This is a genomic window from Asticcacaulis sp. W401b (genome assembly GCF_046503825.1).
Taxonomy (GTDB): domain Bacteria; phylum Pseudomonadota; class Alphaproteobacteria; order Caulobacterales; family Caulobacteraceae; genus Asticcacaulis.
Map to the genome: position 1 here is coordinate 405,990 of NZ_JBKFEE010000004.1, position 25,781 is coordinate 431,770.

Below are 25,781 nucleotides of genomic sequence, written 5' to 3' on the forward strand. Positions count from 1 at the left end.
ATGACCGATACCCTTTTGCAGGAGCGTATCGCCCTGATCACCGGCGCGTCGCGCGGCATTGGCCGGGCGACGGCGCTGGGTCTGGCGCGCGCCGGGGCGCATGTGATCGCCTGTGCCCGCACGACCGGCGCGCTCGAAGAGCTGGATGATCAGATATTTGCCGAAACCGGTCGTCACGCCACCCTGATCCCGTTTGACCTCGCCGACGGGGCCGCGCTGGAGCGTATCGGCGGGGCGATCTATGAACGCTTCAAGAAACTCGACATCTTTGTCCATGCGGCGGCCACTCTGGGGTCGCTGACCCCCGTTTCGCACTATGAGCCCAAGGATTTTAACCGCGTCATCACGCTGAACCTCAACGCCACCTACCGTCTGATCCGTCAGCTTGAGCCGGTGATGAAGCTGTCGGATGCGGCGCGCGCCATCTTCGTGTCGTCGGGCGCGGCCTCAAACCCGCGCGCCTTCTGGGGGGCCTATGCCGCCTCAAAAGCCGGGATGGAGGCGCTGGTGCGCACCTGGGCCGACGAGATGGAAGTCACCTCCATCCGCTGCGCCCTTGTCAATCCGGGGGCCATGCGCACGCGGATGCGCGCCGAGGCATTTCCGGGCGAAGACCCCGAAACCCTGCCCTTGCCCGAAGAGATCATCCCGCTGATGGTCGAGCTGGCGCGCGCCGACCGCGTCCCGCCGCTGGAGATGATCGCGTTCCGGGAATGGGCTCATTCCGGCCACGCATAACCGGTCAAGATTTTTCCAGAAAAACAAAGGTTTCCGGTTCACTTTTTGCGGGATTCGGGTCAAATAAACGCATGACCCAGGCCATGCTCACGACCAAACTCACCTTCCCCAAACCCGACAGCGCCGCGCTTCTGGACGAACTGTCGCAGTATGTCATCGCCGAGCCCTATCCGTTCGTCGTCGATCTGGAAGCGTCGCGCGGTCTGGAGCTGGCGACCGTCGATGGCGACCGCATCACCGACTGGTGCGGCCTCTATGGGTCGCGCCTGATCGGCTACAACCACCCGCGCCTGTATGAGCCCGACTATATGCGCAGGCTGGTGGTCGCGGCCAATACCAAGATGGCCAATCCGGACTTCCTGACGCGCGAATGTCTCGACTATTACCGCCTGCTGCACGCCCTGCGCCCCAAATGTATGCGCGGTGAGCGCGTCGAGGTCTATGCGGTGAATTCCGGCGCCGAAGCGGTTGAGAACATGATGAAATACCTCATCAATCTCCACCACAAGAAGATGCAGGCGCAGGGCAAGACGGTCCTCAATCACCGTTTCATCTATTTTGAGCAGGCCTTCCACGGGCGCACCGTCTATGCGCTCAATATCACCAAGCTGTCGAACGACCCCATCGCCACGCGCGACTATCAGGGCCTGATTCAGGGCAATCTTCAGGTGCCCTTCCCGGAATATGACAGCCGCCGCCGCGAAGCGGACAATCAGCGTGAAGTCGATAAGTGTCTGGCGACACTCGACTATCTGATGTCCACCTATCGCGATGAAATCGCCGGGGTTATTCTTGAGCCGCTTCAGGGGGCCGGTGGCCATCGTCTGGCCCTGCCGCGCTTCTATCAGGAGCTGTCGCGCCTGTGCCACCACCACGGCATCGCCTGGGGGCTGGATGAGGTGCAGACCTCCGGTGGACAGACGGGTGAGGTCTTCTCCATCGACCTGTTTGACGTCCCCCACCCGCCGCAGGCCGTCGCCACGGCCAAGAAGTTCGGCAATGGCGTCGTCTATATGCTCAATTCGATGGACGATGTCGGCGTCCTCGATTCGACCTGGGGCGGCACCTTGTCCGACATGGTGCGCTTTTGCGAGGAATGGCGGATTGTCGAGGACGAAGGCCTGCTGCAAAACGTCGAAAGCAAGGGCGCGCGCCTGTTTGGCGGGCTGAACAGCCTCGTTGAAAAATACCCCGACACCCTCGGCAATGTGCGCGGACTGGGCCTCTATCAGGGTTTCAGCCTGCTCTACGCGCCGAACAAGGGGCGGCTGATCGACATGGCGCTGGAGCAGGAGAAGCTGTTGCTGCTGGGGGCAGGCACCGACTCGATCCGCTTCCGCCCGCCTCTGGATGTGACGGAGGCCGAGATCGACGAGCTTATCCGCAAACTGGGCAGACTGCTGGGGCAATTATGAGCGAGCGCCGTTTTCAGTTAGTCGATGTCTTCCATTCTGGGCCGTTCAGCGGCAATCCGGTGGCCGTGGTGCTCGATTCAGAGGGCCTGACGACCGAAGACATGCAGCGCATCACGCGCTGGTTCAACCTGTCGGAAACGACCTTCCTGCTGCCGCCGGAGACGCCCGACGCCGACTACCGCGTGCGTATCTTTACACTGGACCGTGAACTGCCCTTTGCCGGTCATCCGACTCTGGGTTCGGCCCATGCGTGGCGATTGGCGACCGGTTCGGACAAGACAGAGGTGGTGCAAGAGTCCGCGGTCGGTCTGGTCCGCGTGCGCTTTGACTGCGACCGGCCGGCCTTTGCCGCGCCGCCGCTGGTCCGCAAGGGCCCGGTTGATGCGGCCAAGCGGTCCGAAATTGTCGAAGTGTTGCGCATCGAACCGGACGACATCGTCAGCGCCGAATGGGCCGACAATGGCCCCGGCTGGGTGCTGGTGCAACTGGCCTCGGCCGACGCCGTGCTGGCCGTCGATCCGCTGCGTTATCTGGATCGCCGCGTTGAAATCGGTCTGGTCGGCGCGCATCCGGCGGGCCACGAGACGGCGTTTGAAATCCGCGCCCTGTTCAGCGACGCCACGGGCGGTATTATCGAAGACCCGGTGACGGGCTCGCTCAATGCCTCGGTCGCTCAGTGCCTGCTGGCCGATGGTCGCGCCACCGCCCCCTATGTGGCGGCTCAGGGGACGAAGCTGGGCCGCGCCGGGCGCATCCATGTGTCAGAAGCCGACGGCAATATCTGGATCGGCGGCGAGACGCGCACCCTGTTCAGCGGCACAGGGAGCTTTTAATTTCACCCTCCCCTGCTTGACAGGGGAGGGTGTATTTACCGCTTACCCTTGCCCGCGGGTTTGCTGCGGCCGCCGGGCGCGGCGGCACCGGGCTTGGTCGAAGGCCCAAGGCTGCGCGAGGTACGCGCCTTGACCACCACCTTGGGCGTCACGGGCATACCCTTGGGCTTCTGCTTGACGCGGTTGGGGTGGGCTGGCTTTTCGCCCGGCTTGACCTTCGGCTTGGCGCGCACGCGCGGTGGGCCGCTGGTATCCTTGCTGCCACCTTCATCGAAGGGATTGACCCCGGCATTGGCCTTGACGCTCAGGCGGATAGGCACGCCCGGCATATCAAAAGATTCGCGCAAGCTATTGATAAGATAGCGTTGGTAGTGGGCCGGCATGGCATAGGCGCGGCTGGCGAACAGCACGAAGGTGGGCGGACGCCCCTTGGTCTGCGCCATATATTTCGGCTTGATGCGCTTGCCGTCCACGGCGGGGGGCGGGTGACGCTGAATGGCCAGTTTCAGCCAGTCATTGAGGTCGCGCGTCTTCACCTTGGCCGACCAGTTGCGATAGGCCTTCAGCACGGCGGGCATCAGCCGGTCGAGCCCGCGGCCGTTCAGCGCCGACAAGGCCACGAACGGGGCCCCGCGCAGTTGCGGCAACATGCGCTCGGCGATCTCGCTCAGTTCGTGCAAACGCGCCTGCGGTTCTTCGACCGTGTCCCATTTGGAGATGACATAGATCAGGGCGCGGCCTTCGCGTTCGACCAGATCGGCGATCTGAAGGTCCTGCGTTTCAAAGGCGTTTTCCTGATCCATGACCAGGATCACCACCTCGGCGAAGGTGATGGCGCGGATGGTGTCGGCGGTCGAAAGCTTTTCCAGCTTTTCCTGCACGCGCGCCTTGCGCCGCAGACCCGCCGTATCGACGAGGCGAATCTTGCGCCCTTCATACTCCCAATCGACCGAAATCGAATCGCGGGTAATGCCCGCCTCCGGTCCGGTCAGCAGGCGGTCTTCGCCCAAAAGGCGGTTGATCAGGGTCGATTTACCGGCATTGGGACGGCCGATAATGGCGATACGGACGGGCTTGGTGTCCTCATCCTCGTCTTCGTCCTCATCGGCAATGAAATCGCCTTCGATCAGTTGGCGGTACTTTTCCAGCGCCTCATAAAGCTCGGAAATCCCCTCCCCGTGCTCGGCCGACAGGTGCAGCGGCGCACCAAAGCCCAGAACGTGCGCCTCTTCGGCCCCGGCAAAACCGGCGTGGCCCTCGGCCTTGTTGGCGATCAGGATGACCGGCTTGTCCTTGAAGCGCAGGATGTCGGCAAAGATGCGATCAAGCGGCACCACGCCTTCGCGGGCGTCCATGACGAACAGGGCGACGTCGCATTCCTCGATGGCCTTTTCGGTCTGCTGGCGCATCCGCGCTTCCAGCGAGGTATCGGCCACGTCCTCGAAACCGGCAGTGTCGATGAGGTCGAGATCGATGTCGCCGATATGGCCCGAAGCGTAGCGGCGGTCACGCGTCACGCCGGGCTGGTCATCGACAATGGCCAGTTTCTTGCCCGCAAGGCGGTTGAACAGGGTGGATTTGCCGACGTTCGGACGGCCGACAATGGCGATTTTTAAGGTCATGAGGGGGTTATTACAGGAGATACCGTGTAAAAAAAAGAAAAGATGCAGGAGGCTCGCCTCCTGCATCCGAATGGTCATCGCTGGGGGATCGCTTACTGAACGGCGATCAGCTTCGCCTTGTCGGTCAGGACGAACAGCTTGTCCCCCACCACGATGGGGGCCAGATAGGCCGCGTCACCCAGTTTCAGCGTCTCCTTGCGCGCCCCGGTCTTGGGGTCGAAGGCGACCATTTCGCCTTCAGAATTGACCATGACCAGGCGGTTGGAGGCCAGAATCGGGCCAGTCCACACCGGCAGGTTCTTGACCTTCTTTTCGCCGCCCATACCAAAGAAGCTTTTCTTGGTCTTGGCGCGGCCCTGATTGAGATCGACCAGCCAATAGACCTGACCCGACGCGGCATTGGCCGCCATCAGCTCGCTTTGCAGGGTCGAAAGATAGACGGCATCACCGGCCACCCACGGGGCATTGGTCGAATCGGCGCTGACCGACCAGCGACGCTGACCCGACTTGGCATCCAGCGCCGAGAAGACGCCCGAATGGCTGGCGGCATAGACGAGGTTATTGGCGACCAGCGGGCGACCGGAAATGTCGCGGATTTCCGACAGGGCGTTGGTGCGCGTCGATTGCGCCAGGGTCTGGTTCCACACCTGCTGACCGCTATTGGCGTCGATACCGACCAGTTCGCCCGACGAAAACGGCGCGATAAACAGGTTCTCATAGATGGCCGGAGCGGTGGTGCGCAGGATGCGCGCCGGTTCGACCAGCGCCTGATAGGTCCAGGCGGGCTCCCCCGTTTCCTTGTTCAGCGCAATCATCTGGTTATCGACGTCGCTGAAGACCACCACATTGCCGTTCACCGCCGGCGCAGCGCGCAGCGGGCTGTCGAACGTCTTGGTCCACAGAACCTCGCCCGACGCAGCATCAAGCGCGGCGGCCAGACGGAAGCCGGAAGTCACGTAGAGCTTGCCCCCCGAAACGGCCAGACCACCGCCAAAGGCGTCCTTGTCACGGCGGATGTCCGGATTGAGGTTCCGCGTCCACACCTCGTTGCCCGAATTGACGTCGAAGGCGCGAATACGCGCTTCGCCGTCCATGGCGTAGATCAGCTTGCCATCCGATACCGGCGAGGCGACGACCTGAGTGGTGCGCGACGAGCCCGCCCCCACCGACTTCGACCAGGCGATCTTGAACTGCTCAGCCGCGGCGGCGTGCTCGACCGTCGTGGTTGGGCCGCTGGCGAAAGGCCAGTCGGCGACAGGCTGCGGCGACGGCAGGTAGAAGTCCTTGCCCGCCAGACGTTCGGACGGCTGCACCTTTTGCTCGAAGGCGACGATGGAGATGCGCTCGCCCTGCGTGGCGACCTCTTTCGGCTCTTCTTTTTTGAGCGGGTTGAGGTTTTGGATGGTCGAGCAGCCCGAAAGCCCCGCGCCCAGCACCAGCGCCATAGCCGTGGCGGTCAGGATACGACCGGTATGGTGGCCATTATGGTGGGAAGTCTTTGCCGTCATCAGGGCTTTCTCATCAAGGCGAAGTTAGTCGGGTGTGTCGGTTACTGTTGCGGCAGGGTGAGCGGGGCGGCCATCTGCGGCTGCGCCTTCACTTCGGGCAGCTTGATCGCCTGACGCGCCACTTCGGCACCACCGGAATCGATCAGGGCCACCGCCATCTGGGCCCGTTGCTTGAGCGGATCAGAGGCGTCAAGCGAGAAGGCCAGCGCCTGAAGGTCGCCGCGCGCGCCCTGAAGGTCGCCCTTCTGGATCTTGGCCATGGCCAGCGCTTCCTTGGCCAGAGGCGCGTAGGGACGCCCTTCCTTGGTCAGCGGCGTCAGGCGCTTTTCGACATCCTCAAAAGACGCCTTGTCCATGATCAGGAAGGTAGCCTTCAGCGCCGCCAGATCGGCAATCAAGGGGTCCGAAGAGGCCTTCGACGCCTCTTCCAGCAGCTTAACAGCTTCGTCGGTCTTGTTGTCTTCAACGGCCAGCCCGGCCAGTTGCGACAGGGCCAGCGCCTTATAGCCCGGCGCGCCCGCATCCACGACCTTCTGTAACGCCGTGCGCGCAGCGCCCTTGTCGTTCTTGGTCAGGGCGTCCTGAGCGGCCACATAGGACTCAGACGCCTTGCTGATACGCCCGGCTTCCCACGACGTATAGCCCCAGAAGCCCAGAGCCCCGATCAGCGCCACAGCCAGTGCGCCACCCACGAAAGGGGCACTCTTTTTCGCGATGGCGGCCCAACGGTCCTGACGCAGACCTTCTTCGGCTTCCTCGAAAATATCGCTCACGTTTATTCCTTGTCTCAGAACACACTGACGGGACCGCAGCGCGGCGGTCACCGGTAAATCTGGCGCGAACCTAGCCGCAACAGGCCGGATGCGCAATGATCATTAAAGCATGCCCCGAAAAAGTGGAAACCGGTTTTTCCAACAGGGCATACGCCCCCTTAAAGAGGACACCCCATCAGGGTTATCATTCTACTTCGCAAAATATGTCTCTTGTGGGGCCGGAAAGTCGCGGCTTTTGACATCTTTGGCGTAGGCGGCAGCGGCCTCACTGATGGTTTCACGCAAGGCGGCGTAGCGGCGCACGAATTTGGGGGACCAGTCGAACTGCCCCAACATGTCATCTACGACCAGTATCTGCCCATCGCAGGCCGCCGAGGCGCCGATGCCGATGGTGGGGGCCTTGACCGCCGCGGTGATTTCCCCGGCCAGATCGGCCGCCACGCCCTCGATCACGATGGCAAAGGCCCCGGCGGCGTCGGTGTCGCGGGCTTCCTGAAGGACCTTTTCGCGCTCTTCGGGGGTGCGGCCCTTGGCACGGAAGCCGCCATCGACATTGACCGCCTGCGGACGCAGACCAATGTGCCCCATGACCGGGATGCCGCGCTGCGTCAGATAGGCGATGGTGCGCGCGACCGTCGGACCGCTTTCGACCTTGACCGCCTGCGCGCCGGTTTCTTTCAGCAGGCGCGCGGCATTGTCAAAGGCCACTTCCGGATCGCCTTCATAGGAACCGAACGGCATATCGACGACAACGAAGGCGCGTTTAGCCCCGCGCATCACCGCCTGACCGTGCAGGATCATCATCTCCATCGTCACGCCCAGCGTGTTGAGCAGGCCGTGCACCACCATGCCGACGCTGTCACCGACCAGCAGGATGTCGCAGTGATTATCGAGAATTTCCGCCATCGGCGCGTCATAGGCGGTCAGGCTGACCAGAGGCGTGCCGCCCTTACGCGCATAGATTTCCGGCGCGGTCAGACGCTTGACGGGGGATGGGGTATAGCTGCTCACCTTAAGGGCACCTTTCGCTCAGCCGGGAGGACCGGCAGGAAGTAGGCCTATATCCCCTCTTCACGCATGTTGACGAGGTAAAGGCCAACGATGCTCATACATAGCGAAAAGCTGATCCAAAAAAAGAGGGGCGACTGGGCGAAGGCCAAATAATCCGTGGACTTGCTTAAGGCCAGCGCCAGACCGTTGGCGACGTTTTCCACCAGTTCGCGCCCAAAGCCGAGGCTGGCCTCGAAGGTGGCGTCCGGGGCCGCCGCCGGGCGCGTGGCGGCCTGCGCCGTGGACGACAGGCCGGGCAGCCGCACAAGCTGGGTCAGGGCGTAAAGCCCGCCCAGCAGACCGGCCAGAGCGATCAGGCCCTGACGCAGCCAGTTTTTGGCGCCCAGGCGGCGCATCACCCGATCCTGAAACGCCGGTTCGTCATCGAAACGCATTGGCGTCTGGAACAGATGGTAGAGGTCTTCATCCTTCATGACATCACCTTTCGATAACCGCGGGCACGGCTTCGGCCATGTCCAGCATAGCCCTCAACTGCGTCAGTCCGCGTTTGATATGGCTCTTGACCGTCCCCAGCGGCAGGCCCGTCTCATTCGACACGTCCTGATGGCTGAGCCCGCCGGAAATATTCAGCGTGACGCACAGGCGCTCCGCCGGTTTCAGGCGCGACAGGGCCCCGTCCAGATCACGCGCCGCCCCCTCGTTCCGGCCGGCCTGATGCAGGTCGGGCGCGGCCTCATAGGGGGTGACATCCTCGACCAGCAGATATTTCTGCGTGGTCTTCACCTTGCGCAGATAGCGGCGGGCGGCGATCATTTTGAGCCAGTTGAGAAACGGACCATCGGCCCGGTACTCGGTCAGACGCTCATAGGCCGTAATAAAGGCCTCCTGCGCCATATCGTCCGCGTCGGCCCCCTGCGCCCCCATGCGCCGCAGGTGCGTGCGCAGGGCCGCCGAGTGTCGTCGCACCAGCTCACCGAAGGCGTCAGACGCGCCCAGCACCGCCTGAGCGATCAGGTCATGATCGCTCAGATGTCGGTAACCGGCAGCGGTGGAAGGGGCGGACATGGCGGGTCGATCCTGAAAGCGTTACGGTTCAGGACTTCTTCTGATTGTTCAGGCCGACAATGCCCATGATCAGCAGGGCGACCCCGATAAAACCGGGAATGGCCGCGACGCCCGACAGGGTTTCAAAAACATAATCATTTTTCACAAAGTCGAGAACCACCAGACCGAGAGCCACGGCCATCAGGATAAGACCGGAACGAATATCGTTCACCGGCGTCTTGATCTTGTTCATTGAAGCTCCGGACTTTTGCAGGCTGTCCAGATATTCCGGCGGCAGGGGTTGCCCCTTTTCGATGGCCATGCGGATGGTCTTCTGCACTTCCGCCCGGTCCTTGGCGCGGAAGTACATGACGATGCCCACGATAAAAATAGGCATCAGGATAGAGATGATGGGGATGAGAAGTGCCGCTTCGAAATCGTGCATGTTACGATCTCCCTTGAGAAAGTGTCAGGCGAAAATCCGCCTCTGTAGGATAAGAGGCGCGGACAGTGCCATTTGGATGCACAGATAAGTATTAAATAAAATTCATCCCGCAGAGCGGGTGTCGAGCCGCTTCTCTGACATCAGGCAAACAGCGCCGCATAGACCTCCGGCTTGAAGCCGACGGTAATCGTACCGTCCTTGTCCAGCACCGGGCGTTTGATCATCGACGGATTGGACAGCATCAGGCGGATGGCCCTGGCCTCGTCAATGTCAGCCTTATCGGCTTCGGGCAGAGCCTTGAAGGTCGTGCCCGCCTTGTTGAGCAGGACGGTCCAGCCCACCGCCTTGACCCAATCCTTCAGATGCGCCTCATCAATCCCCGCGACCTTATAGTCGTGAAAGGCATAGGCCAGCCCCTGCCCGTCCAGCCACAGCCGCGCCTTCTTCATCGTATCGCAGTTTTTGATGCCGTAGAGGGTTAAGGCCATGAGGGGACTCTTGTCTGTGAACTGAGCCCCCTCCCTAAACGGCTTACACCACGTCCTCAAGGCTGAAACGGTCCGCCTTTTCGTCATAGTCGAAGGCCTCGGCATAACGCCCCCACTGAACCACTGAACGCAGGGTCTGCTGCGCAAAGGTTTCAGACATGTGCGTCTGCAACTGGTCGCGCACGCGCCGCGCACTCAGCCCGGCCTCGCCGCCGGTTTCGAGCGCGTGACGGACATGGGTCGCCAGCGGCACATGGGTCAGAAGCTGTTGCCGGAACAGGTACTTGCGGCCATCGACATCGGCTTCGACAAAGGCCTGACCGGCGAGCAGCAGCAGCAGATCGCCGCCTTCCAGTTCGGCAAAGCGCAGCAGTTGCAACACTTCGGCAATGGGGAAGAGTTCGTCGGCCTCGTACTGAAGCTCCGCCGCCAGCGCCGGCAGGGCGGCCTTACCGGCATAGGCCGTCCCGGCCAGGGCCTCCATCAGACCGGCCAGAATATTGGTCGAAACGCGCGGCAGCACCATGGCCATCCCCATGCCCGCAAACAGGCCTTCCTGCACCGGAGCCTTGGGCGTGCGCGTGGTCATGCGGCGGTAGATGTCTTCGACCAACGCGCGAAAAGCCGGGTCCAGACGATCGCGCGGTTGCGGCAGATCGACGGTGATTTCAGCCACTACCCGCCCCGGATTGGACGAAAAGACAAGGATGCGGTCGCACATCAGCACCGCATCCTCGATATTGTGCGTGACGATCAGGATCGACTTGAGCGGCGTGCGCCCTTCGAACCACAGGTCGAGCAAATCGGTGCGCAGGGTTTCCGCCGTCAGCACGTCGAGCGCCGAAAAGGGCTCATCCATCAAAAGGATATCCGGATCGACGACCAGAGCCCGCGCCAGACCGACGCGCTGACGCATCCCGCCCGACAACCCCTTGGGGTAGGCGTTTTCAAAGCCGTCGAGCCCGATCAGGTCGATAGCCTTCAGGGCGCGTTCGCGGCGGATCGCCGGGGCTACGCCCTGCGCCTCAAGGCCGACCTCGACGTTTTGCAGCACGCTCAGCCACGGGAACAGGGCGAAGCTCTGAAACACCATGCCGACATTCGCCTGCCCGTCCGGCGCAGAGGGGAAGTGGACCGTGCCTGCGCTGGGCTCGATCAGGCCCGCTACGGTGCGCAGCAGGGTCGATTTGCCCGAGCCGGAGCGCCCCAGAAGACCGACGATCTCATTGGCATTCAGGGTCAGATCGACATTGTCCAGCACGGTGTGGCCCGTGGATTTGCCCTTTTCATAGACGTGCGACACCTGACGCAGTTCGACCAGAGGGCAAGCGGGGGTGAATTGGGTGTGGGTCATGGGAAAGTACCTTTCCTCAGTTCAGACGCAGGCGGCGTTCGGCGAAGACGTAGAGGCGGCGCCACACGATGCGATTAAAGGCGATGACGAACAGGCTCATCACTGCGATGCCCAGCACCACGCGGGGATAGTCGGCCGCCGCAGTGGCGCGGGCGATATAGGCCCCAAGGCCCGCCGCTTCGAGGTGGGTATGGCCCCAGTCCACGGCCTCGGCCACGATGCTGGCGTTCCATGACCCGCCCGAAGCCGTCAGGGCACCGGTCACATAGTAGGGAAACACCGCCGGCAGGGCGATCTGACGCCACCATTGCCAGCCCCGGGTGCGGAACATCTGCGTGTCGGCAGGGTGGTCAGCGACTGATAGACGCTGAAGGCCATGTTCCACGCCTGACTGGTGAAGATGGCGAAGATAGCGGCGGCTTCGGCCCCTAACTGATTGCCCGGAAACAGGCCCATGAACAGGGTCACGGTAAAGGTCAGAAAGCCCAGAACCGGGACGGACTGAAGGATATCGAGCGCCGGAATGATCAGAAGGGCCGCCCGGCGGCTCTTGGCCGCCAGAGTGGCCACGGTGAAGGTGAAAACCAGCGACGCCGCCAGTGCCGCAAACATGCGCAGCGTCGAGCGCAGGGCATATTCAGGCAGTTGCGCCAGATCGAGCGTTACCGGTGCGGAACGCAGTTGGGAAAGCGGCTGATCCATGGCGGACGCACCATGAAAGACCAGCACCGCGACCCCGGCCAGCAGCAGGAAGGCGGCGAGATCGGCGAAGGACACACCGTAGCGGTCGGCGCGGGAGGCACGCACGAGCGGACGCGCGCCCTGACTATCTTCGAAAAAGAAGACCATCGGCTTACCTTTGATACTGAGGCCGCAAAGCCCGGTATCGGTAAGCCGGAAACCCGTTTACCCGATGCGCGGTCCTTGCGGCAATGTGGATCGACGACTGTCGTCGGGCATGGGTTTAGGTTCCTGATAAGCCTGTTCCGAAGGGTAGGATACCCTCGGAAACAGGATTGCGCGCGGCCATTAGGCCCGCGCGCAATCGTTGTCAAACGAAAAGGGGTGGTTCCCACGCGACCCGTGAGCGGCGCACAGGCCTTTAAGATCAAAACTATTGCGGCGTGCCTTTCGGCCATCGCCAAACATAAATTTACGGAAGTCACCCGCTCAGGCATCATAGTATCGGGAGGCCTGAATGGAGTCCGCGCCGGATCACATCATTCACTGGGTGGCTTCGCAGATCCTGCCTCATGAGGCGGATGTGCGGGCGTGGCTGATGCGTGCCCGGTTGGGGCGTGACGACGCTGAGGATATTCTTCAGGAATCCTACTGCCGCATGGCGGAGCTAAGCCATATCGAGCACATCACCTCGCCGCGCGCCTACTTCTTCACGGTGGCGCGCAATATCGCCCTGATGCGGTTGCGGCGGGCGCGCATCGTGCGCATCGAAAGCGTGGACGAGATCGACCGGCTGGAGGTCATGAGCGACCTGCCCTCGCCGGAACAGGTCAGCGTCGCCCGGTCCGATCTGGCGCGTCTGAAGCGGGTGATCGCCACCCTGCCCGCGCGCTGCCGTCAGGTGTTCGAGATGCGCAAGATCGAGGGCCTGCCGCAAAAGGAAATCGCCCGCCGTATGGGCCTGAGTGAGCATATGGTGGAAAATGACGCGGCCAAGGCGCTGCGTCTGATCATGAAGGCCATGGCCGAAGACGAACCCCGTCTCCAGCCGCGAAAGGAGTTTATGCGTGGCACCGACGCCGGTCGAAACTAGCGAGCAGATTGCGCACGCGGCCAGCCTGTGGGCGGTCAAGCCACGTCCGCTCTCGCCGGAGGACGCGGCGGCGCTGAACGCGTGGCTGGCCGGTGATCCGCGGCGGCGCGGGGCGCTGCTGCGGGCTGAGGCCGGCTGGCACAGCCTGTCGCGGGCGCGGGCTCTGGGGCCGTCCGCCCACTGGCAGGACACGGCCGCCCGTCTGTTTCCCCTCCCGTCACGCCGGCGTCTCCTGACCGCCGCGGCGGCCGGTGGCGGGCTGATCGCCGCCAGCCTTCTGGCCGTCTTTGCCCTGCGTCAGGACGAGGCCATAACCCATATGGGCGAAATCCGCCGCCTGCCGATGAGCGACGGTTCGATCGCCACGCTGAATACCGATAGCCGCCTGCGTATCGACATGGCCGAAAGCGAGCGCCGCATCGAGCTGATCGAGGGCGAGGCGTGGTTCAAGGTGGCGCACAACCGGCAGCGTCCGTTTATCGTCAGCGCCGGTCAGAGCCGCATCAAGGCCGTCGGCACTGCCTTTTCGGTCAAAAAACATCCCGATGGGGTTGAGGTGCTGGTGACCGAAGGCACGGTGCAGGCCTGGTCGGTCGCCGATGGTCGTGAGGCCGTCCTGCTGCACGCCGGGGAACGCACCGTCCTGCGTGAACATCAGCCGGTCAAGATCGTCCACGCCCCGGACGCCATCGACAGCGATCTGGCGTGGCGCGAAGGGCAGATTGCCCTGAACGGCAAGACCCTGTCGCAGGTGGCGGCAGAGTTTAATCGCTATAACCGCATCCAGATCGTCATTGAGGACGAGGCTTTGGGGCGCGAGCGCCTGATCGGACGGCTGAGCGCCAATGATCCGGAAGCCTTTTCGGGAGCCTTGGTCGAAGCCTTCGGCGCAAATATCCACAAGACCGACAAGGCCATCCTGATCGGTACAAAAAAATAAATACGCCGCATACGGAATTCCGATTGCCAGACATCGTAACTCAGGAAGGCCCAGATTTAAAATAACCGGGACCTTCAATAATAATAATGCGCACCACGGGGCGCTTCTACAGGGAAAATTCTAATGACGAATGCATTTATGCGCGCGTTTAATGGCCCGTTGCTGCTTGCCGGCGGCACGTTGCTTATGGTTTCCGCCGTGCCGGCTCAGGCACAGGACGCGGTCAAGTCGTTCAATGTCCCGGCTCAGGCGGCCGAACGCGGCATTCCTCAGTTCGCCCAGCAGGCCAATATCCAGCTTATGGCGCCGGAAAAGGTCGTGAAGGGCAAGCAGACCGCCGCCGTGCAGGGCAATATGCCGGTGCGCGAAGGCCTGTCGCGCCTGTTAGCGGGCACGAATTTGACACCGGTTACCCGCTCCAATGGCATTATTGTTCTGGCTGAGCAGATCCCGGCAGCGCGCGACAACGCCATCCCCATCACCCGCACCGCCTATGCGGCCGACACCACCGCCTCTGACGAGCCCGCCGCCGCCCCCGAAGAAACCGTGGTCGTGGTCAAGGGCATCCGTGGGTCGCTGAGCAAGGCGCGCTCGATCAAGCGTCGCGCCGCCAATGCGGTCGAAAGCATTGTGGCCGAAGACATCGGCAAGATGCCGGACCTCAACCTGGCTGAGTCCATCCAGCGCGTACCGGGGGTGGCCATGTCGCGCGAAGGCGGCGAAGGGCGCAACATCACCCTGCGCGGCTTCAGTCCGGACTTTACGCGCACCACGCTGAACGGCATGGAGGTCCCGGCCAGCAGCGACGGCCTCGACAGCGGCGGCGTCACCCTCAATGCGGGCCGCGCCTTCGATTTCCACCTGTTCGCCTCGGAACTGTTCAACCGTATCGACATCGAAAAATCGCAGAAGGCCTCGACCGAAGAAGGCGGCATTGCCGGAACGGTCAACCTTTATTCGGCGCGCCCGTTCGACTTCCGCGACGACTTTACCGTCTCCGCCTCGGCGCAGGCCAATTACAACACTCTGAATCAGAAGGCCGATCCGCGCGTCGCTCTTTTGGTCAGCAAGACGTTTGCCGACGGTAAGTTCGGTGCGTTGCTGTCGGTGGCGGCTTCCAACCGCACCGTGCATCAGGAAGGCTATTCCAGCGTCCGCTGGACCTCGCCCTACGTCAACGGCGACTCGTGGGCAAAGAGCAATCCAACCGTAACGGGGACGCCGAAGGCCTGCGGGGCCGCCAGTGCGCTGGACTGCCTGTGGGCCCCGCGCCTGCCGCGCGCCGACTATTTTGGCAATGATCAGAAGCGCATCGGGGTCACCGGCTCGCTGCAATACAAGCCCACCGAAAACGCCCTGATCACGCTGGACGTCCTGCATTCGGAACTGACCAATGACCGCGACAGCTATAATTCGATGGAATGGCTGCTGACGCACGGCACCGCCGGTAACTTTACGGGTCAGACGCCGCTGTCGTTCAAGATCGGGGCCGACGGCAAGACCCTGGTCGCCGCCGCCTTTAACGACGTCACCTCGTGGTACGAAAGCCGTCGTCAGGACTCGCAATCGACCTTCGATCAGGTCGTCCTGTCCGGCCGTTTCAAGCTCAATGAGCGCCTGACGCTCGACGCCATGGCCGGGTCGGCGGTCGATGATGCCGACCGCACAGAACTGCGCTTCTACTACCGGTCGGTGCCGCACTATTACGCCTATGACTACAGCGGCAACGCTTACGTACCGAGCATCAGCTTCGGCACCTACGACCCCAACAAGGCCAGCAACTATATCAACGCCCTGACGGCCTCGAACCGCATCAATACGGTCAAGAAGGAAAACTTCACCTCCCGCTTTGACGCCACCTACAATGCCGACAACGTGTCGCTGAAGGCCGGTCTCAGCTATAATGACCGCAAGGTGAGCTATGGCGAAGGTCTGGGCGCAACGCCCAGCTTCGACCCGTCGAACTATACCCGTCCCTTCCCCGTCTCCAACTTCGGCAAGGGGCTGGACGGTCCGGGCCTGCTGCCCTTCCGCGTCGCCGATTTCGACGCCATTGCCGCCGCAGGGATCATCAAGGGCGGCTATACGGACAACACCGGGGCGGGCTGGACCGTCGGCGAAGAAACGCTTGGGGCCTATGGCGAACTGAACGCCGAATACGACATCGCTGGTATGCGCCTGCGCACCAATGCCGGTCTGCGCTACGTCAAGACCAAGGTCAGTTCCAAGGCACGCGTCAGCGGCACGCCGGTCGAGGTCAATGTCGATTACGACAACTACCTGCCCTCGATCAATGCGGCGCTGGACGTGCGCAGCGACCTTGTGGTGCGTGCCTCCTATGGCCGCAGCCTGACGCGTCCGGGGCTCAGCTCGCTGAACATCGCCGGGCCGGTCTTCGGCTACACCACGCGCACCGTGGGCAATGTCGGCAACCCGTCGCTGAAGCCCTATGAATCGAACGATGTGGATCTGGGCGTCGAATGGTACTTCGGTGACGAAGGGCTTCTGGCCTTCACTGTGTTCCATAAGGACATTGTACGCTCGCTGAAGACCGATGTGGTCAAGCAGATGATCGACCCGTCCTTCTGGCCGGCCATCTATGCCGACCCGCTGTACGACACCTCCTACAATGCCGACCCGGCCAAGGTGCCCTACACCTTCACCATTCCGGTCAACAGCGACAAGGGCAACAGCGTCAAGGGCTTCGAACTTACCTATAACCAGCCCTTCACCTTCCTGCCGGGGCCGTGGTCGAAGCTGGGCATCGCGTCCAACTACACCCACGTCTCGGCCGAAGACTCCACGGGCCTGTCGCCCAACTCCTATAACCTGACCGTCTATTACGACACCGAGACCTTCGGGGCGCGTCTGTCGGTCAACAAGCGTGACGACTATCTGCTCAGCGAACCGGGCGGCAATGGTCACGTGCAGGAGCGCAAATACGGCCCCACCCACGTAGACTTCGCCTCCTTCTACAACGTCACGCCGCGCTTGACCCTGACCTTTGAGGGTATCAACATCACCGACGAAGTGGAGCGCATCTATGGCACCGGCGATACGGGCGACATGGATCTGACGCGCGAATATACCCACACCGGAGCGCAGTGGATCCTCGGTCTGCGTTATAAGTACTGATAAACATAAAGCGGCCATCGGCACCCGCCGGTGGCCGCCTCTACAGGAGTAAACCATGCGGCTTTTGCCCGCCCTTACCGTCGCCGCGCTGGGTTTGGGGCTCCTGACCCCTGCCCTCGCCGCCGACCTGATCCCCGTGGACGACAGCTACACCGTCTCGCAGCGGTTTGAGCGCTATAAGGATCAGTATGCAGGCATCAGCTGGCCCGTGGCCGAGTTCCAGAGCGGGCAAAAGGTGCTGTTTGACAGCCGTTACAAGAGTATCGGCGGGCGCGAACTGCATATCGACGTCTTCCTGCCGGTCGCCGGGCGCGCCAATGGCAAGGGTATCCTGCTGGTGCACGGTGGTGGCTGGCGCTCAGGCAACAAGTCGCATTTCTACGCTCTGGCCAGCCGGCTGGCGCAGCGCGGTTATGCCGTCTTCCTGCCGGAGTTTCGCCTGTCGCCCGAAGCCCCCTATCCGGCGGGTCTGATCGACGTCAATGACGCCCTTGTCTGGGTCAAATGGCAGGCGCAGACCTTTGGCATCGACCCCAAGCGGCTGGCCCTTGGCGGGGCCTCGTCCGGCGGGCAGATGGCCGCCCTTCTGGCCTATACGGCGGACACCCCACTCTACAAAAGCCAGGCGGGCGACGATACGCGCGTCAGCGCCCTGATCGACATTGACGGCGTGCTCGACTTCACCACACCACTGGCCCTGCAATACGAAAACGCCGCCGGGGACAGCTCTGCCGCCGGTCTGTGGCTGGGCGGTGCGATGGAAAAGGTGCCCGACCGCTGGCGCGAAGCCAGTGCCGCGAAGCACGTCAGCGCCGCCGCGCCGCCGACCCTCGTCATCAGCAGCGGCCTGACGCGCTTTACCGCCGGTCACGAAGACGTCGAGGCCAAGCTGAAAGCGCAGGGCATCGCCTATCGCTATACCGCGTTTGACAACGCCCCCCACGACATCTGGCTGTTCGATCCGTGGTTCAGCCGCATTGTCGATCTGATTGACGGTTTTCTGTCGGAACACTGAGCTCATGTCTGTACGCCCCACCCTGCTCGCCAGCGCCGTCGCCTGTCTGACCCTTGCGGCGCTGAGCCTCCCCGCCGAGGCCGCCACCCGTTTTACAGTGCGCCCGGACTGCGGCACGCAAAAAGCCTGTTTCACAAAGGTGCAGGCCGCGCTCGACGCCGCGCAAAAGGACACAAGCGACACCTGGGTGGTGATCGAGGTGGCGGCGGGCGACTATTATGAAAAGGTGACGGTCAGCCGCCCCAAGGTGCGCCTGAGAGGGGCTGGGGCGACGCGCACCCGCCTGCACTTTAACGCGGTGGCTGAAACGGCGGGCAAGTACCACCGCCGCAACTGGGGCACGCCCGGCTCAGCCACCCTGACCCTCAATGCCGATCAGGTGACGGTCGAGGGCCTGACCATCGAAAACACCTTCGACTATCTCAGCAACGACGCGCGACCGAGCGACGACCCGCTGAAGATCAAGAATTCGCAAGGTGTCGCCGTGCTGCTCGATATCGACAGCGACCGCGTGCTGTTCCGCAAGACCGCGATGCTCGGCTATCAGGACACGCTGTTCGCCAATGGCAAGCGGGCGGTGATCCGCGACAGCCTGATCGCCGGCAATATCGACTTCATCTTCGGCAATGGGCAGCTTCTGATCGAAGACAGCGAATTGCGCACCCGCAATCGCGGCGCGCCCACCCCGCCGGGGGAGTTCCATTCCTTCCTGCTGGCCCCCTCCACGCCCCTGAGCCAGCCCATCGGCCTCGTCGTTTATCGGTCGCGCCTGACGCGCGAAGCCGGTGTGCCCGACGGCGCGGTGGCGCTGGCCCGGCCCTGGCACCCGACGACCACCTTCCCGGACGGACGCTATGCCGATCCCAACGCCGTGGGGCAGGCCCTGTTTATCGACTGCGTGATGGACGCCCATATCCACCCCGACCACTGGACCAGCATGGGCGGCACGGCGCGCGACGGCACCAAAACCGCCGTCTTCCATCCGCAGGACTCACGCTTTTTTGAAAGCGGCTCGACCGGACCGGGCGCCAGACACCGCGACATCGGCATCCGCTGGAAAGACGCCCCGGATATGGCCACGGTACGCCGTCAGCTCTCCGACGGCTGGCCGCAGGTGAAATAACCCTTCCTGACGCTTCGGCTCCCCGTTGATGCGTCGCACTGGCCGCCCTTGTCTCACGACAGGGCGGTTTTTTTTAGAACCTCATGCCGAAAAGTAAGCTCCACTTTACGGCAACTGGAGCACAGCGTTTCGCCGCTTCAGTGACTGGCGCAAAGCCGATGTTTTTAAAAGGATATTTGATGCATCCTCGGATGATCCAGATATGGAATACGCGATGATCGACGCCACGATAGTCAAGGTCCACCGTCATGGCCGGGCGCTAAAGGGGGACTCAGAGCCACGCCATAGGCCGCTCAAAGGGCGGCATGACCACCAAAATCCTCGCCTTGACGGATGCTCTTGGCAATCTCGTGCGCTTTGAACTGTTGCCTGGGCATCGGTTCGATACGGTGGGCGTTGAACCGCTTCTGACAGACATCAGCTTCGGAGCCTTGTTGGCCGACAAGGCTTTTGACAGCAACTCGATCGTCGATAATCTCAATGAACGCGGGGCGAAGATCGTCATTTCCCAACATCCACGGCGTTCAAAGCCTTTGGACATCGACAAAGAAATCTACAAATGGCGACACTTGGTTGAGAACTTCTTTTGCAAACTCAAAGAGTTCAAACGCATCGCCATGAGAGCAGACAAAACCGATAACAGCTTCAAGGCCATGATCTATCTCGCAGCCGCCGTCATAAACTCAAAATGAATCCCCACAAACCCTAATTCAACGCATAGCGCGCCTGCCACGCACCCGCCACCTCAGCGGGGGCCACGCCGATCGTCACATCTTCTCCACGGGCTTCTTTCAGACGGATCAGCCACGGCGCGCGCGATTGCGGCTGATAGGACTGGGCCATGGCACGGATATCCTCTTCGGGTACCTCGAACACCACGCGGGTGAACTGGCTGCATTCGCCGGGCATTTCAAACGCCGGGCAGTAGTCGATCCAGTGCGTCACCGTGCTCGGTTTGACCTTCACGAGGCGGTCACCGATCTGATAGCGCACCTCTGATATCTCGCGGCGCGCCCCGCTATAGGTCAGGTCGTGCCAGACCTCCCAGCGCGCCTGACCCGTCTGCCGCTCTATACGCACCTGAACGTGGCCGTCCCAGATATAGGCCCCATTAGCTGGCCCCGGTTTGCGCGTCGCTTTCACGGTGGACAAGAGAATGGCGTCGTCGAGGTGGTCGCCCTTGATGAGGGCGCGGCGGGCAAAATGCGCCGGTTCAAGCTTCGCCAGGCCCTTGGACAGGCGCATGTTTTCGACCGGAGTCGAGTCAGACGGGGCAAAGAAAAACGCGGCCATGACGGCCAGATGCACGGCACTCATACGAAAAATCCTTTAAAACTGCGCGGTCAGGCTGAGGCTGACAATATGGTCAACAGCGTCTTCGCGGGGACGGCGCACCCACTGATGGATATAGCCCGGCTCAAGCGTCAGCCGGGACGTCAGAGGAACAGATACGCCCACACTGTTGCGCCAGCGCTCAAGGCCTTCGCGTTGCCCCCAGTCCGTGGTGTTGGCGGCCCAGAAGGCCTCGCTCCACACCACGCCCGTGACTTTTTGAGTGAGCGGCTTGCTGAAACGTATCTGCTGACGCAGACGCCAGCCCATGTCGTCGCGCCCATCTATTTGCCTTTGCTCCAGACGCGTGCGCCCGTTCAGAACCGCGCCGCCCTCAAAGGCCGCCACGCGGTAAGTCAGTTGTTGCCACAGACGGTGTTCATCCGTCTTGGCCGGTCCCGGCGGATTGGTTTGCACGAAGGCATAGCCCAAGCTCCCGCGGGTGGTCGGGCTGAACGCATAGCTAACGCTGGGGCGGATCAGATACTGCCCCAGACGCGAGGCGTCATTGTTAAAGCGCTTCTGCACTTCTACCGTCGCGGAGACCCGGTCGTTCAGCTTGAACTGGGAATGCAGGCCACCCCACACGGCTGTGTCTTCGCTCGCCGCCTGAGCGCCAAAAGGCAAAAGACAACCAAAAGCGAGCGGCACCAGCCGGGTTATGCGAAACATCAAACGGACCTTGAAAGAAAAAAGACGCAGGCGGGTCAGAAGACGGGGGGTCAGCGCCTGACCCGCCTGCGCACGGCTTAAGTAAGGGGGGGTATTACTTAGCCGAATAGGGCAGGGAGGAGTGGTGCAGAACGATGCGCAGCTTGCCTTCGCCGTCACGCACATAGCCCCAGGTCTTGTCCACCACGGTGACATTGCCCTTGGCATCGGTCAGGGTGACATTGCCCATGGAAATGGCGCTGTCGCCGGTGATGACGATGCCGGCATTGTCGATCTTGAAGCTACGCCAGCTCTTGAGCGCAAAGCCCTTGTCGTTCGGGAACCTGGTGTCGCCGCCGACAAAATAGGCCAGCGCGCCGTCACGGGTCGTGCGGAAGGTTTGCGGGGCCACCGTCAGGGTCGGCTTGAACAGCACCGGACCGTAATTGTAGCCATAGGCGCTATCCAGCACCTTTTCCGCCAGACGCTTGGCAGCGGCGTAGCCGTTCTTGTCATTTTCGGTCGAAATGGCGACCAGCGCCTCGCCCCAGGCCTTTTGAGCGGCTTCGACTTCGGCCACGGTGATCGGGGCATAGACGGCCGGGCTGATCTGAGCCGCATTACCAGCCGCAAGCGCCGGGGCGCCGGCAAAGGCCAGCGGCAGGGCCAGAGCCAGACAGGCGGCCTTCAAGTTCATCTTTTTCATCATGTTGCACCTTTCCTCTTCAAACGCCATCAACGTCGTTGCGGCTTGTGAGGAGAAGGTAGGGGCAGACGGGACGGCAGCGCATCCGCCGACTGGCGCGCCTTGCGGCCTAGGCCGGATGGCCTATGCACAACAGGGCTTTCCCGGTATAGAGACAGGCAATGGAAAGCGCCTCCCCTTTGCTATCTGCGCAGATTGAAACCGTCGCCGAACTGCGCGAGCTTTATCGCGCAGCCGAGGCGCGGGCGGCGCGTCTGCGGCTGTTGTCGCAGGCCGGGGGCGAACTGGCGCTGGCCGAGATGACCACGGTCGAGACCGTGCTTCAGAGTTGCGCCGGGCGACTGGCGCATTTTCTGGGGCGGGGCCGGGCGTCTATCGCGCCACAGGGGCCGGGGCTGGGTCTGCGCGCGCCGGGTCAGAGCGAAGGCATGGCTACGGCTCCCTTCGCCTTCGTCATTATCGACGGCTTCGCTGATCTGAGCGACATTCCGGATGGCGAGGACCGCGAAGCGGTGCGGCTCGTTCTGGAACTGATGGGGGCCACGGCCAGCCGCATCGAGCGTGAGGCCGAACGCGGCCGCCTGACCGCCGCCTTGCGTGAGCGCGAACAGCGGCTGGAATACGTCGTCGGACGCCTGTTCACAGCGCAGGAAGACGAACGCCGCCGCCTTTCGCACGAACTGCACGATGGCGTGGCTCAGACCGCGACGGCGCTGGTCCGCCTGCTCGAAGGCGGGACGGATCGCGCGCAGGAACCCGTCGCCGGACCGCAGCGGGCGCGTCTGGCGCAGATTGCGCGCGAGCTGGTGCAGGAAATCCGCGCCATTATCGGCGGACTGCGCCCCACCCTGCTCGACGATCTGGGGCTGCGTGCTGCCCTGCGCTATCTGGCCGAGGCACTGGAGACGGACGGTTATACCGTGACCTTTGACGTGCCCGAGGGGGCCATGCCCCTGCCCTCCGCCGTTGAAACCGCCCTGTTTCGTGTGGCGCAGGAGGCTGTCAGCAATATCCGTAAGCACGCCGGGGGCCCCTGCCCGGTCACCCTGAGCTTAAGCGCCGATGCGCCTGCGGGTATCACCTTGCGTATAAGCGATGGCGGGCGCGGCCTGAGTCACACGGAGCCCACCGGCACGCAGGCGCAGCAGGGGATGCATGTGGGGCGTGAAGTCATGCACGAACGCATGCTGGCCATTGGCGGACACCTCCTGTGGGAGGCCGGTCCCGAAGGCGTCAGCGTTACCGCCCACCTCCCCCAACCCTTGTGAAGGTATCCTTTTGACCGCCGATCCCTTGCGCATCCTGATTGTTGACGACCACGCCCTGGCGCGTGAGGGGCTGAAGGCCGTGCTGACCAGCAGCGGATTCAGCGTGGTGGGCGAAGCCGCCGATGGCCCGGCCGCCATTGCCCTGACCGAGGCCTTGTGCCCGGACGTGGTGCTGATGGATGTGCGCCTGAAGGGCGATATGGACGGCCTTGAAGCCACGCGACGCATCGCGGCCCTGGGGCTGTCGGCGCGCGTGCTGATGCTCACCCTGCACGACCTGCCCGCCTATGTGCGCGAAGCTCTGGCGGCGGGTGCGGCGGGCTATGTCCTGAAAGATACCGCCATTGACGATCTGCAAGCGGCCATTGTGCGTGTGGCGCAGGGGCAGACCGCCCTGCCGCTCGATCTGGTCAGCGCCGCCATGCGCGCGCCAGAACCGGTTGAACGCGACCCGGCTACCCTGTCCAGCCTGACCGGGCGCGAGCGCGAAATCGTCCATCTGATCGCCGAAGGTATGACCAATAAGGAGATCGGGCGGTCCTTAGGCATCAGCCCGGCGACGGTCAAGGCGCATGTCGAGCGCCTGATCGCCAAGCTGGGGGTCACAGACCGCACACAGGCGGCGGTGCTGGCATCGCGGCATCTGCCGGGGGGGCGTGAGGCATGAGGCTGGCGCGCTTTCTCACCCGCTTCTGGGCCGACCGGCCGCTGGCGCTCAAGGGACTGGTGGTGGTGGCTCTGCCGCTGGCCATCCTGCTGGTGTCGCTGAGCCTGCTGTTTCAGGCCAGCCATGCCGAGGAAGAGGCCGAAGACGATGTGCGCCGCGCCTTCGCCGTGCAGCGCGACACCTATCAGGTGCACGCCCTTCTGGCCGAAGCCGCCGCCGGGGTGCGCGGTTATGTGCTGACGCGGCAGGCGCGGTTTCTCGAACCCTATCGCAAGGCCGAGGCCGATCTGCCGTCGACCTTTGACAGACTGGATGGCATCATCCGCGACGCCGAAATCCGTCAGCGTTTTGAGCGCATCCGCTCGCTGGCGGTGCGCAAACGCGAAGGCCTGCACACCATTGTCGAACTGGCCGACGGGCGGCCCGGTAACGGACGCCATACGGCTGAGATCGAGGCCGCGCTGGTGTCCAACAAGATCGTGCTCGACGCCATGCGGCAGGAAATCGACCGCATTCAGGTGCGCGAAAACGCACTTCTCGATCAAAGGCTGCGCCGCGTGGAAGAGGTGCGCAACCGCTTCCTGTTCCTCACGGCCATCAGCGCCATTGTCGGCCTTCTGGGCAGTCTGGCGGCCGTCTATCTGTTCTCGACCGGCATTGTGCGCCGTATCGGCAACCTTGAGGACAATGCCGAGCGACTGGCGCAGGGCGAGGCGCTGAACGACCTGCCGCAGGACGCCGATGAGATCGGGCGGCTGGCGCAGCGCCTGACGCGCGCCAGCGCGCTCCTGCGTGGCCGTGAACAGGCCTTGCGCGAAAGCGAGGAACGCTTCCGCCTCGTGATCGAAGAGGTACGTGACTACGGCATTTTTGCGCTTGATCCCGATGGCGTGGTGACGAGCTGGAATCTGGGGGCGGAACGCATCAAGGGCTGGACGGCACCGGAAATTCTGGGGCAGCATTTCAGCCGTTTCTACCCCGACGAAACGCGCGACTTTCTGCCCGCCCAGATGCTGCAACGGGCACGCGACCGCGGCACGGTCGAAGACGAGGGCTGGCGTCTGCGCAAGGACGGCTCGCGCTTCTGGGCCAATGTGGTGATCACCAGCCTGCACGACGATAATGGTCAGGTGCGCGGCTTTGCCAAGGTGACGCGCGACATGACTGAGCGCCGCCGTAGCGAAGAGGCGCTGCGCATGGCGCGTGAGGACGCCATTGCCGCCAATCTGGCCAAGAGCGAATTCCTGTCGCGGACCAGCCACGAACTACGCACGCCGATGAGCGCCATTCTGGGCTTCGGGCAGTTGCTGGAGCTGGATGAAGAGACGCTGTCGCCGCCGCACCGGGCCGCCGTGCAGCAGATCATGAAGGCCGGACGGCATCTTTTGTCGCTGATCAACGACCTGCTCGATATTTCGAGCATCGAGGCCGGGGCGACCGACATGTCGATCGAAGCGGTCGATCTGGACGACGTGGTGCAGGAGGTGCACGCGCTGGCCGCGCCGATTGTGGCTACGGGCGGATTGAGCTTCCAGCTTGAGGCGGCCGAGCCGGGCCTGATCGCCCAGGCCGACCGGCGGCGGCTGATACAGGTCCTTCTGAACCTGATTGCCAATGCGGCCAAATATAACCGTACCGGCACCTGCGTGCGTCTGGCCTATGGGCGCAAGGGCGACGACATTCGCATCGAGGTCGAAGACGATGGCGAAGGCATCGACCCGTCGGCGGCCTCACGCCTGTTCACGCCGTTTGACCGGCTGGGTCAGCAATCAAAGACGCGGGTTGAGGGGACGGGGCTGGGGCTGGCCCTGTCGAAGCGCCTTGTGGAATCCATGCGCGGGCAGATTGGCTATGAGGCCCCGGCGCAGGGCGCGCGCTTCTGGTTCACCCTGCCCGCAGCCTCATCGACATCCGATAAACCAGAGACCTGAGACCACGA

At 62.9% G+C, this 25,781-nt stretch carries 25 protein-coding genes and 1 pseudogene; 12 read left to right on the plus strand and 14 right to left on the minus strand.

The annotated features are described in order from the left end of the window. The 3 genes from ACK8OE_RS11770 to ACK8OE_RS11780 all read left to right on the plus strand — a co-directional run bounded on the left by ACK8OE_RS11770 (position 1) and on the right by ACK8OE_RS11780 (position 2,986). Positions 1-738, plus strand: coding sequence for an SDR family NAD(P)-dependent oxidoreductase (locus ACK8OE_RS11770; protein WP_410272650.1), 738 nt, complete (start codon positions 1-3; stop codon positions 736-738). A gap of 83 nt (positions 739-821) precedes the next feature. Beyond that, on the plus strand, positions 822-2,153 hold the full coding sequence (locus ACK8OE_RS11775; RefSeq protein ID WP_410272651.1) for an aminotransferase class III-fold pyridoxal phosphate-dependent enzyme: 1,332 nt from the start codon (positions 822-824) through the stop codon (positions 2,151-2,153). Further along, the gene (locus tag ACK8OE_RS11780; RefSeq protein WP_410272652.1) at positions 2,150-2,986 is read left to right on the plus strand and encodes a PhzF family phenazine biosynthesis protein; all 837 of its coding nucleotides are present in this window, start codon (positions 2,150-2,152) and stop codon (positions 2,984-2,986) included. Before ACK8OE_RS11775 ends, ACK8OE_RS11780 begins: the two co-directional genes overlap by 4 nt. Positions 2,987-3,021: 35 nt before the next feature. On the opposite strand, the gene der is transcribed toward ACK8OE_RS11780, so the two are convergent. The 11 genes from der to ACK8OE_RS11835 all read right to left on the minus strand — a co-directional run bounded on the left by der (position 3,022) and on the right by ACK8OE_RS11835 (position 12,080). Beyond that, the gene (der, locus tag ACK8OE_RS11785) at positions 3,022-4,608 is read right to left on the minus strand and encodes a ribosome biogenesis GTPase Der (protein WP_410272653.1); all 1,587 of its coding nucleotides are present in this window, start codon (positions 4,606-4,608) and stop codon (positions 3,022-3,024) included. Positions 4,609-4,700: 92 nt separating this feature from the next. Continuing rightward, positions 4,701-6,116 carry a PQQ-binding-like beta-propeller repeat protein gene (locus tag ACK8OE_RS11790; protein ID WP_410272654.1) on the minus strand — a complete coding sequence of 472 codons (1,416 nt, stop codon included), beginning with the start codon at positions 6,114-6,116 and terminating at the stop codon, positions 4,701-4,703. A 41-nt stretch (positions 6,117-6,157) separates the two neighbouring features. Next, on the minus strand, positions 6,158-6,889 hold the full coding sequence (locus ACK8OE_RS11795; RefSeq protein WP_410272655.1) for a tetratricopeptide repeat protein: 732 nt from the start codon (positions 6,887-6,889) through the stop codon (positions 6,158-6,160). 189 nt (positions 6,890-7,078) lie between these two features. After that, on the minus strand, positions 7,079-7,900 hold the full coding sequence (gene panB, locus ACK8OE_RS11800) for a 3-methyl-2-oxobutanoate hydroxymethyltransferase (RefSeq protein WP_410272656.1): 822 nt from the start codon (positions 7,898-7,900) through the stop codon (positions 7,079-7,081). A gap of 47 nt (positions 7,901-7,947) precedes the next feature. Beyond that, complete coding sequence (locus ACK8OE_RS11805; protein ID WP_410272657.1) at positions 7,948-8,373, minus strand: hypothetical protein; 426 nt, start codon at positions 8,371-8,373, stop codon at positions 7,948-7,950. 4 nt (positions 8,374-8,377) lie between these two features. Continuing rightward, positions 8,378-8,965, minus strand: a complete 588-nt coding sequence (locus tag ACK8OE_RS11810; protein WP_410272658.1) for an RNA polymerase sigma factor — start codon at positions 8,963-8,965, stop codon at positions 8,378-8,380. Between the two features lie 28 nt (positions 8,966-8,993). Next, positions 8,994-9,389 carry a DUF6249 domain-containing protein gene (locus ACK8OE_RS11815; RefSeq protein WP_290792709.1) on the minus strand — a complete coding sequence of 132 codons (396 nt, stop codon included), beginning with the start codon at positions 9,387-9,389 and terminating at the stop codon, positions 8,994-8,996. A 140-nt stretch (positions 9,390-9,529) separates the two neighbouring features. Next, positions 9,530-9,877 carry an ArsC family reductase gene (locus ACK8OE_RS11820; protein ID WP_290792711.1) on the minus strand — a complete coding sequence of 116 codons (348 nt, stop codon included), beginning with the start codon at positions 9,875-9,877 and terminating at the stop codon, positions 9,530-9,532. A gap of 43 nt (positions 9,878-9,920) precedes the next feature. Continuing rightward, on the minus strand, positions 9,921-11,231 hold the full coding sequence (locus ACK8OE_RS11825) for a nitrate/sulfonate/bicarbonate ABC transporter ATP-binding protein (protein ID WP_410272659.1): 1,311 nt from the start codon (positions 11,229-11,231) through the stop codon (positions 9,921-9,923). Between the two features lie 16 nt (positions 11,232-11,247). Continuing rightward, the gene (locus ACK8OE_RS11830) at positions 11,248-11,562 is read right to left on the minus strand and encodes an ABC transporter permease subunit (protein WP_410272660.1); all 315 of its coding nucleotides are present in this window, start codon (positions 11,560-11,562) and stop codon (positions 11,248-11,250) included. Further along, entirely contained in the window at positions 11,493-12,080 is a 588-nt protein-coding gene (locus ACK8OE_RS11835) for a hypothetical protein (RefSeq protein ID WP_410272661.1), read from the minus strand. The genes ACK8OE_RS11830 and ACK8OE_RS11835 overlap by 70 nt, the downstream gene beginning before the upstream one ends. Positions 12,081-12,429: 349 nt before the next feature. Between ACK8OE_RS11835 and ACK8OE_RS11840 the strand changes: the two genes are divergently transcribed. From ACK8OE_RS11840 to ACK8OE_RS11865, 6 genes and pseudogenes are all read left to right on the plus strand, one after another. After that, complete coding sequence (locus tag ACK8OE_RS11840; RefSeq protein ID WP_410272662.1) at positions 12,430-13,005, plus strand: RNA polymerase sigma factor; 576 nt, start codon at positions 12,430-12,432, stop codon at positions 13,003-13,005. Further along, on the plus strand, positions 12,980-13,945 hold the full coding sequence (locus tag ACK8OE_RS11845; protein ID WP_410272663.1) for a FecR family protein: 966 nt from the start codon (positions 12,980-12,982) through the stop codon (positions 13,943-13,945). The genes ACK8OE_RS11840 and ACK8OE_RS11845 overlap by 26 nt, the downstream gene beginning before the upstream one ends. 123 nt (positions 13,946-14,068) lie before the next feature. Continuing rightward, a complete protein-coding gene (locus tag ACK8OE_RS11850) occupies positions 14,069-17,080 on the plus strand; it encodes a TonB-dependent receptor (protein WP_410272664.1) in 3,012 nt (1,003 codons plus the stop codon). A gap of 55 nt (positions 17,081-17,135) precedes the next feature. After that, positions 17,136-18,095 carry an alpha/beta hydrolase gene (locus ACK8OE_RS11855; protein ID WP_410272665.1) on the plus strand — a complete coding sequence of 320 codons (960 nt, stop codon included), beginning with the start codon at positions 17,136-17,138 and terminating at the stop codon, positions 18,093-18,095. A gap of 4 nt (positions 18,096-18,099) precedes the next feature. Beyond that, positions 18,100-19,218: a pectinesterase family protein gene (locus ACK8OE_RS11860; RefSeq protein ID WP_410272666.1), complete on the plus strand. Its 1,119-nt coding sequence runs from the start codon at positions 18,100-18,102 to the stop codon at positions 19,216-19,218. Between the two features lie 106 nt (positions 19,219-19,324). After that, positions 19,325-19,910: pseudogene (locus ACK8OE_RS11865) on the plus strand (IS5 family transposase); the annotation flags it as partial. Between the two features lie 13 nt (positions 19,911-19,923). On the opposite strand, the gene ACK8OE_RS11870 reads toward ACK8OE_RS11865, so the two are convergent. The 3 genes from ACK8OE_RS11870 to ACK8OE_RS11880 form a co-directional block, all read right to left on the minus strand. Next, complete coding sequence (locus ACK8OE_RS11870) at positions 19,924-20,535, minus strand: hypothetical protein (protein ID WP_410272667.1); 612 nt, start codon at positions 20,533-20,535, stop codon at positions 19,924-19,926. Between the two features lie 12 nt (positions 20,536-20,547). Further along, entirely contained in the window at positions 20,548-21,222 is a 675-nt protein-coding gene (locus tag ACK8OE_RS11875; RefSeq protein WP_410272668.1) for a DUF2490 domain-containing protein, read from the minus strand. A gap of 94 nt (positions 21,223-21,316) precedes the next feature. Beyond that, on the minus strand, positions 21,317-21,907 hold the full coding sequence (locus ACK8OE_RS11880; RefSeq protein ID WP_410272669.1) for a phosphoribosyl-AMP cyclohydrolase: 591 nt from the start codon (positions 21,905-21,907) through the stop codon (positions 21,317-21,319). Positions 21,908-22,068: 161 nt separating this feature from the next. Between ACK8OE_RS11880 and ACK8OE_RS11885 the strand changes: the two genes are divergently transcribed. From ACK8OE_RS11885 to ACK8OE_RS11895, 3 genes are read left to right on the plus strand one after another with little or no spacing between them, the layout of a single operon-like run. After that, complete coding sequence (locus ACK8OE_RS11885; RefSeq protein WP_410272670.1) at positions 22,069-23,175, plus strand: sensor histidine kinase; 1,107 nt, start codon at positions 22,069-22,071, stop codon at positions 23,173-23,175. A gap of 10 nt (positions 23,176-23,185) precedes the next feature. Next, the gene (locus tag ACK8OE_RS11890) at positions 23,186-23,842 is read left to right on the plus strand and encodes a response regulator (protein WP_410272671.1); all 657 of its coding nucleotides are present in this window, start codon (positions 23,186-23,188) and stop codon (positions 23,840-23,842) included. Further along, positions 23,839-25,773 (plus strand): ATP-binding protein, encoded by a 1,935-nt coding sequence (locus ACK8OE_RS11895; protein WP_410272672.1) that lies wholly within the window; start codon positions 23,839-23,841, stop codon positions 25,771-25,773. Before ACK8OE_RS11890 ends, ACK8OE_RS11895 begins: the two co-directional genes overlap by 4 nt. Positions 25,774-25,781 lie beyond the last annotated feature (8 nt).

What these genes read in the sequence shown, in the direction of transcription:
- ACK8OE_RS11790 (WP_410272654.1), bottom strand. Translation starts at nt 6,116, where the DNA reads ATGACGGCAAAGACTTCCCACCATAATGGCCACCATACCGGTCGTATC.
- ACK8OE_RS11835 (WP_410272661.1), bottom strand. Translation starts at nt 12,080, where the DNA reads ATGGTCTTCTTTTTCGAAGATAGTCAGGGCGCGCGTCCGCTCGTGCGT.
- ACK8OE_RS11820 (WP_290792711.1), bottom strand. Translation starts at nt 9,877, where the DNA reads ATGGCCTTAACCCTCTACGGCATCAAAAACTGCGATACGATGAAGAAG.
- ACK8OE_RS11885 (WP_410272670.1), top strand. Translation starts at nt 22,069, where the DNA reads ATGGAAAGCGCCTCCCCTTTGCTATCTGCGCAGATTGAAACCGTCGCC.
- ACK8OE_RS11860 (WP_410272666.1), top strand. Translation starts at nt 18,100, where the DNA reads ATGTCTGTACGCCCCACCCTGCTCGCCAGCGCCGTCGCCTGTCTGACC.
- ACK8OE_RS11855 (WP_410272665.1), top strand. Translation starts at nt 17,136, where the DNA reads ATGCGGCTTTTGCCCGCCCTTACCGTCGCCGCGCTGGGTTTGGGGCTC.
- ACK8OE_RS11775 (WP_410272651.1), top strand. Translation starts at nt 822, where the DNA reads ATGCTCACGACCAAACTCACCTTCCCCAAACCCGACAGCGCCGCGCTT.
- ACK8OE_RS11825 (WP_410272659.1), bottom strand. Translation starts at nt 11,231, where the DNA reads ATGACCCACACCCAATTCACCCCCGCTTGCCCTCTGGTCGAACTGCGT.
- ACK8OE_RS11850 (WP_410272664.1), top strand. Translation starts at nt 14,069, where the DNA reads ATGACGAATGCATTTATGCGCGCGTTTAATGGCCCGTTGCTGCTTGCC.
- ACK8OE_RS11770 (WP_410272650.1), top strand. Translation starts at nt 1, where the DNA reads ATGACCGATACCCTTTTGCAGGAGCGTATCGCCCTGATCACCGGCGCG.
- ACK8OE_RS11780 (WP_410272652.1), top strand. Translation starts at nt 2,150, where the DNA reads ATGAGCGAGCGCCGTTTTCAGTTAGTCGATGTCTTCCATTCTGGGCCG.
- ACK8OE_RS11880 (WP_410272669.1), bottom strand. Translation starts at nt 21,907, where the DNA reads ATGAAAAAGATGAACTTGAAGGCCGCCTGTCTGGCTCTGGCCCTGCCG.
- ACK8OE_RS11810 (WP_410272658.1), bottom strand. Translation starts at nt 8,965, where the DNA reads ATGTCCGCCCCTTCCACCGCTGCCGGTTACCGACATCTGAGCGATCAT.
- ACK8OE_RS11895 (WP_410272672.1), top strand. Translation starts at nt 23,839, where the DNA reads ATGAGGCTGGCGCGCTTTCTCACCCGCTTCTGGGCCGACCGGCCGCTG.
- ACK8OE_RS11815 (WP_290792709.1), bottom strand. Translation starts at nt 9,389, where the DNA reads ATGCACGATTTCGAAGCGGCACTTCTCATCCCCATCATCTCTATCCTG.
- der (WP_410272653.1), bottom strand. Translation starts at nt 4,608, where the DNA reads ATGACCTTAAAAATCGCCATTGTCGGCCGTCCGAACGTCGGCAAATCC.
- ACK8OE_RS11870 (WP_410272667.1), bottom strand. Translation starts at nt 20,535, where the DNA reads ATGAGTGCCGTGCATCTGGCCGTCATGGCCGCGTTTTTCTTTGCCCCG.
- ACK8OE_RS11805 (WP_410272657.1), bottom strand. Translation starts at nt 8,373, where the DNA reads ATGAAGGATGAAGACCTCTACCATCTGTTCCAGACGCCAATGCGTTTC.
- ACK8OE_RS11840 (WP_410272662.1), top strand. Translation starts at nt 12,430, where the DNA reads ATGGAGTCCGCGCCGGATCACATCATTCACTGGGTGGCTTCGCAGATC.
- ACK8OE_RS11875 (WP_410272668.1), bottom strand. Translation starts at nt 21,222, where the DNA reads ATGTTTCGCATAACCCGGCTGGTGCCGCTCGCTTTTGGTTGTCTTTTG.
- ACK8OE_RS11830 (WP_410272660.1), bottom strand. Translation starts at nt 11,562, where the DNA reads ATGTTCCGCACCCGGGGCTGGCAATGGTGGCGTCAGATCGCCCTGCCG.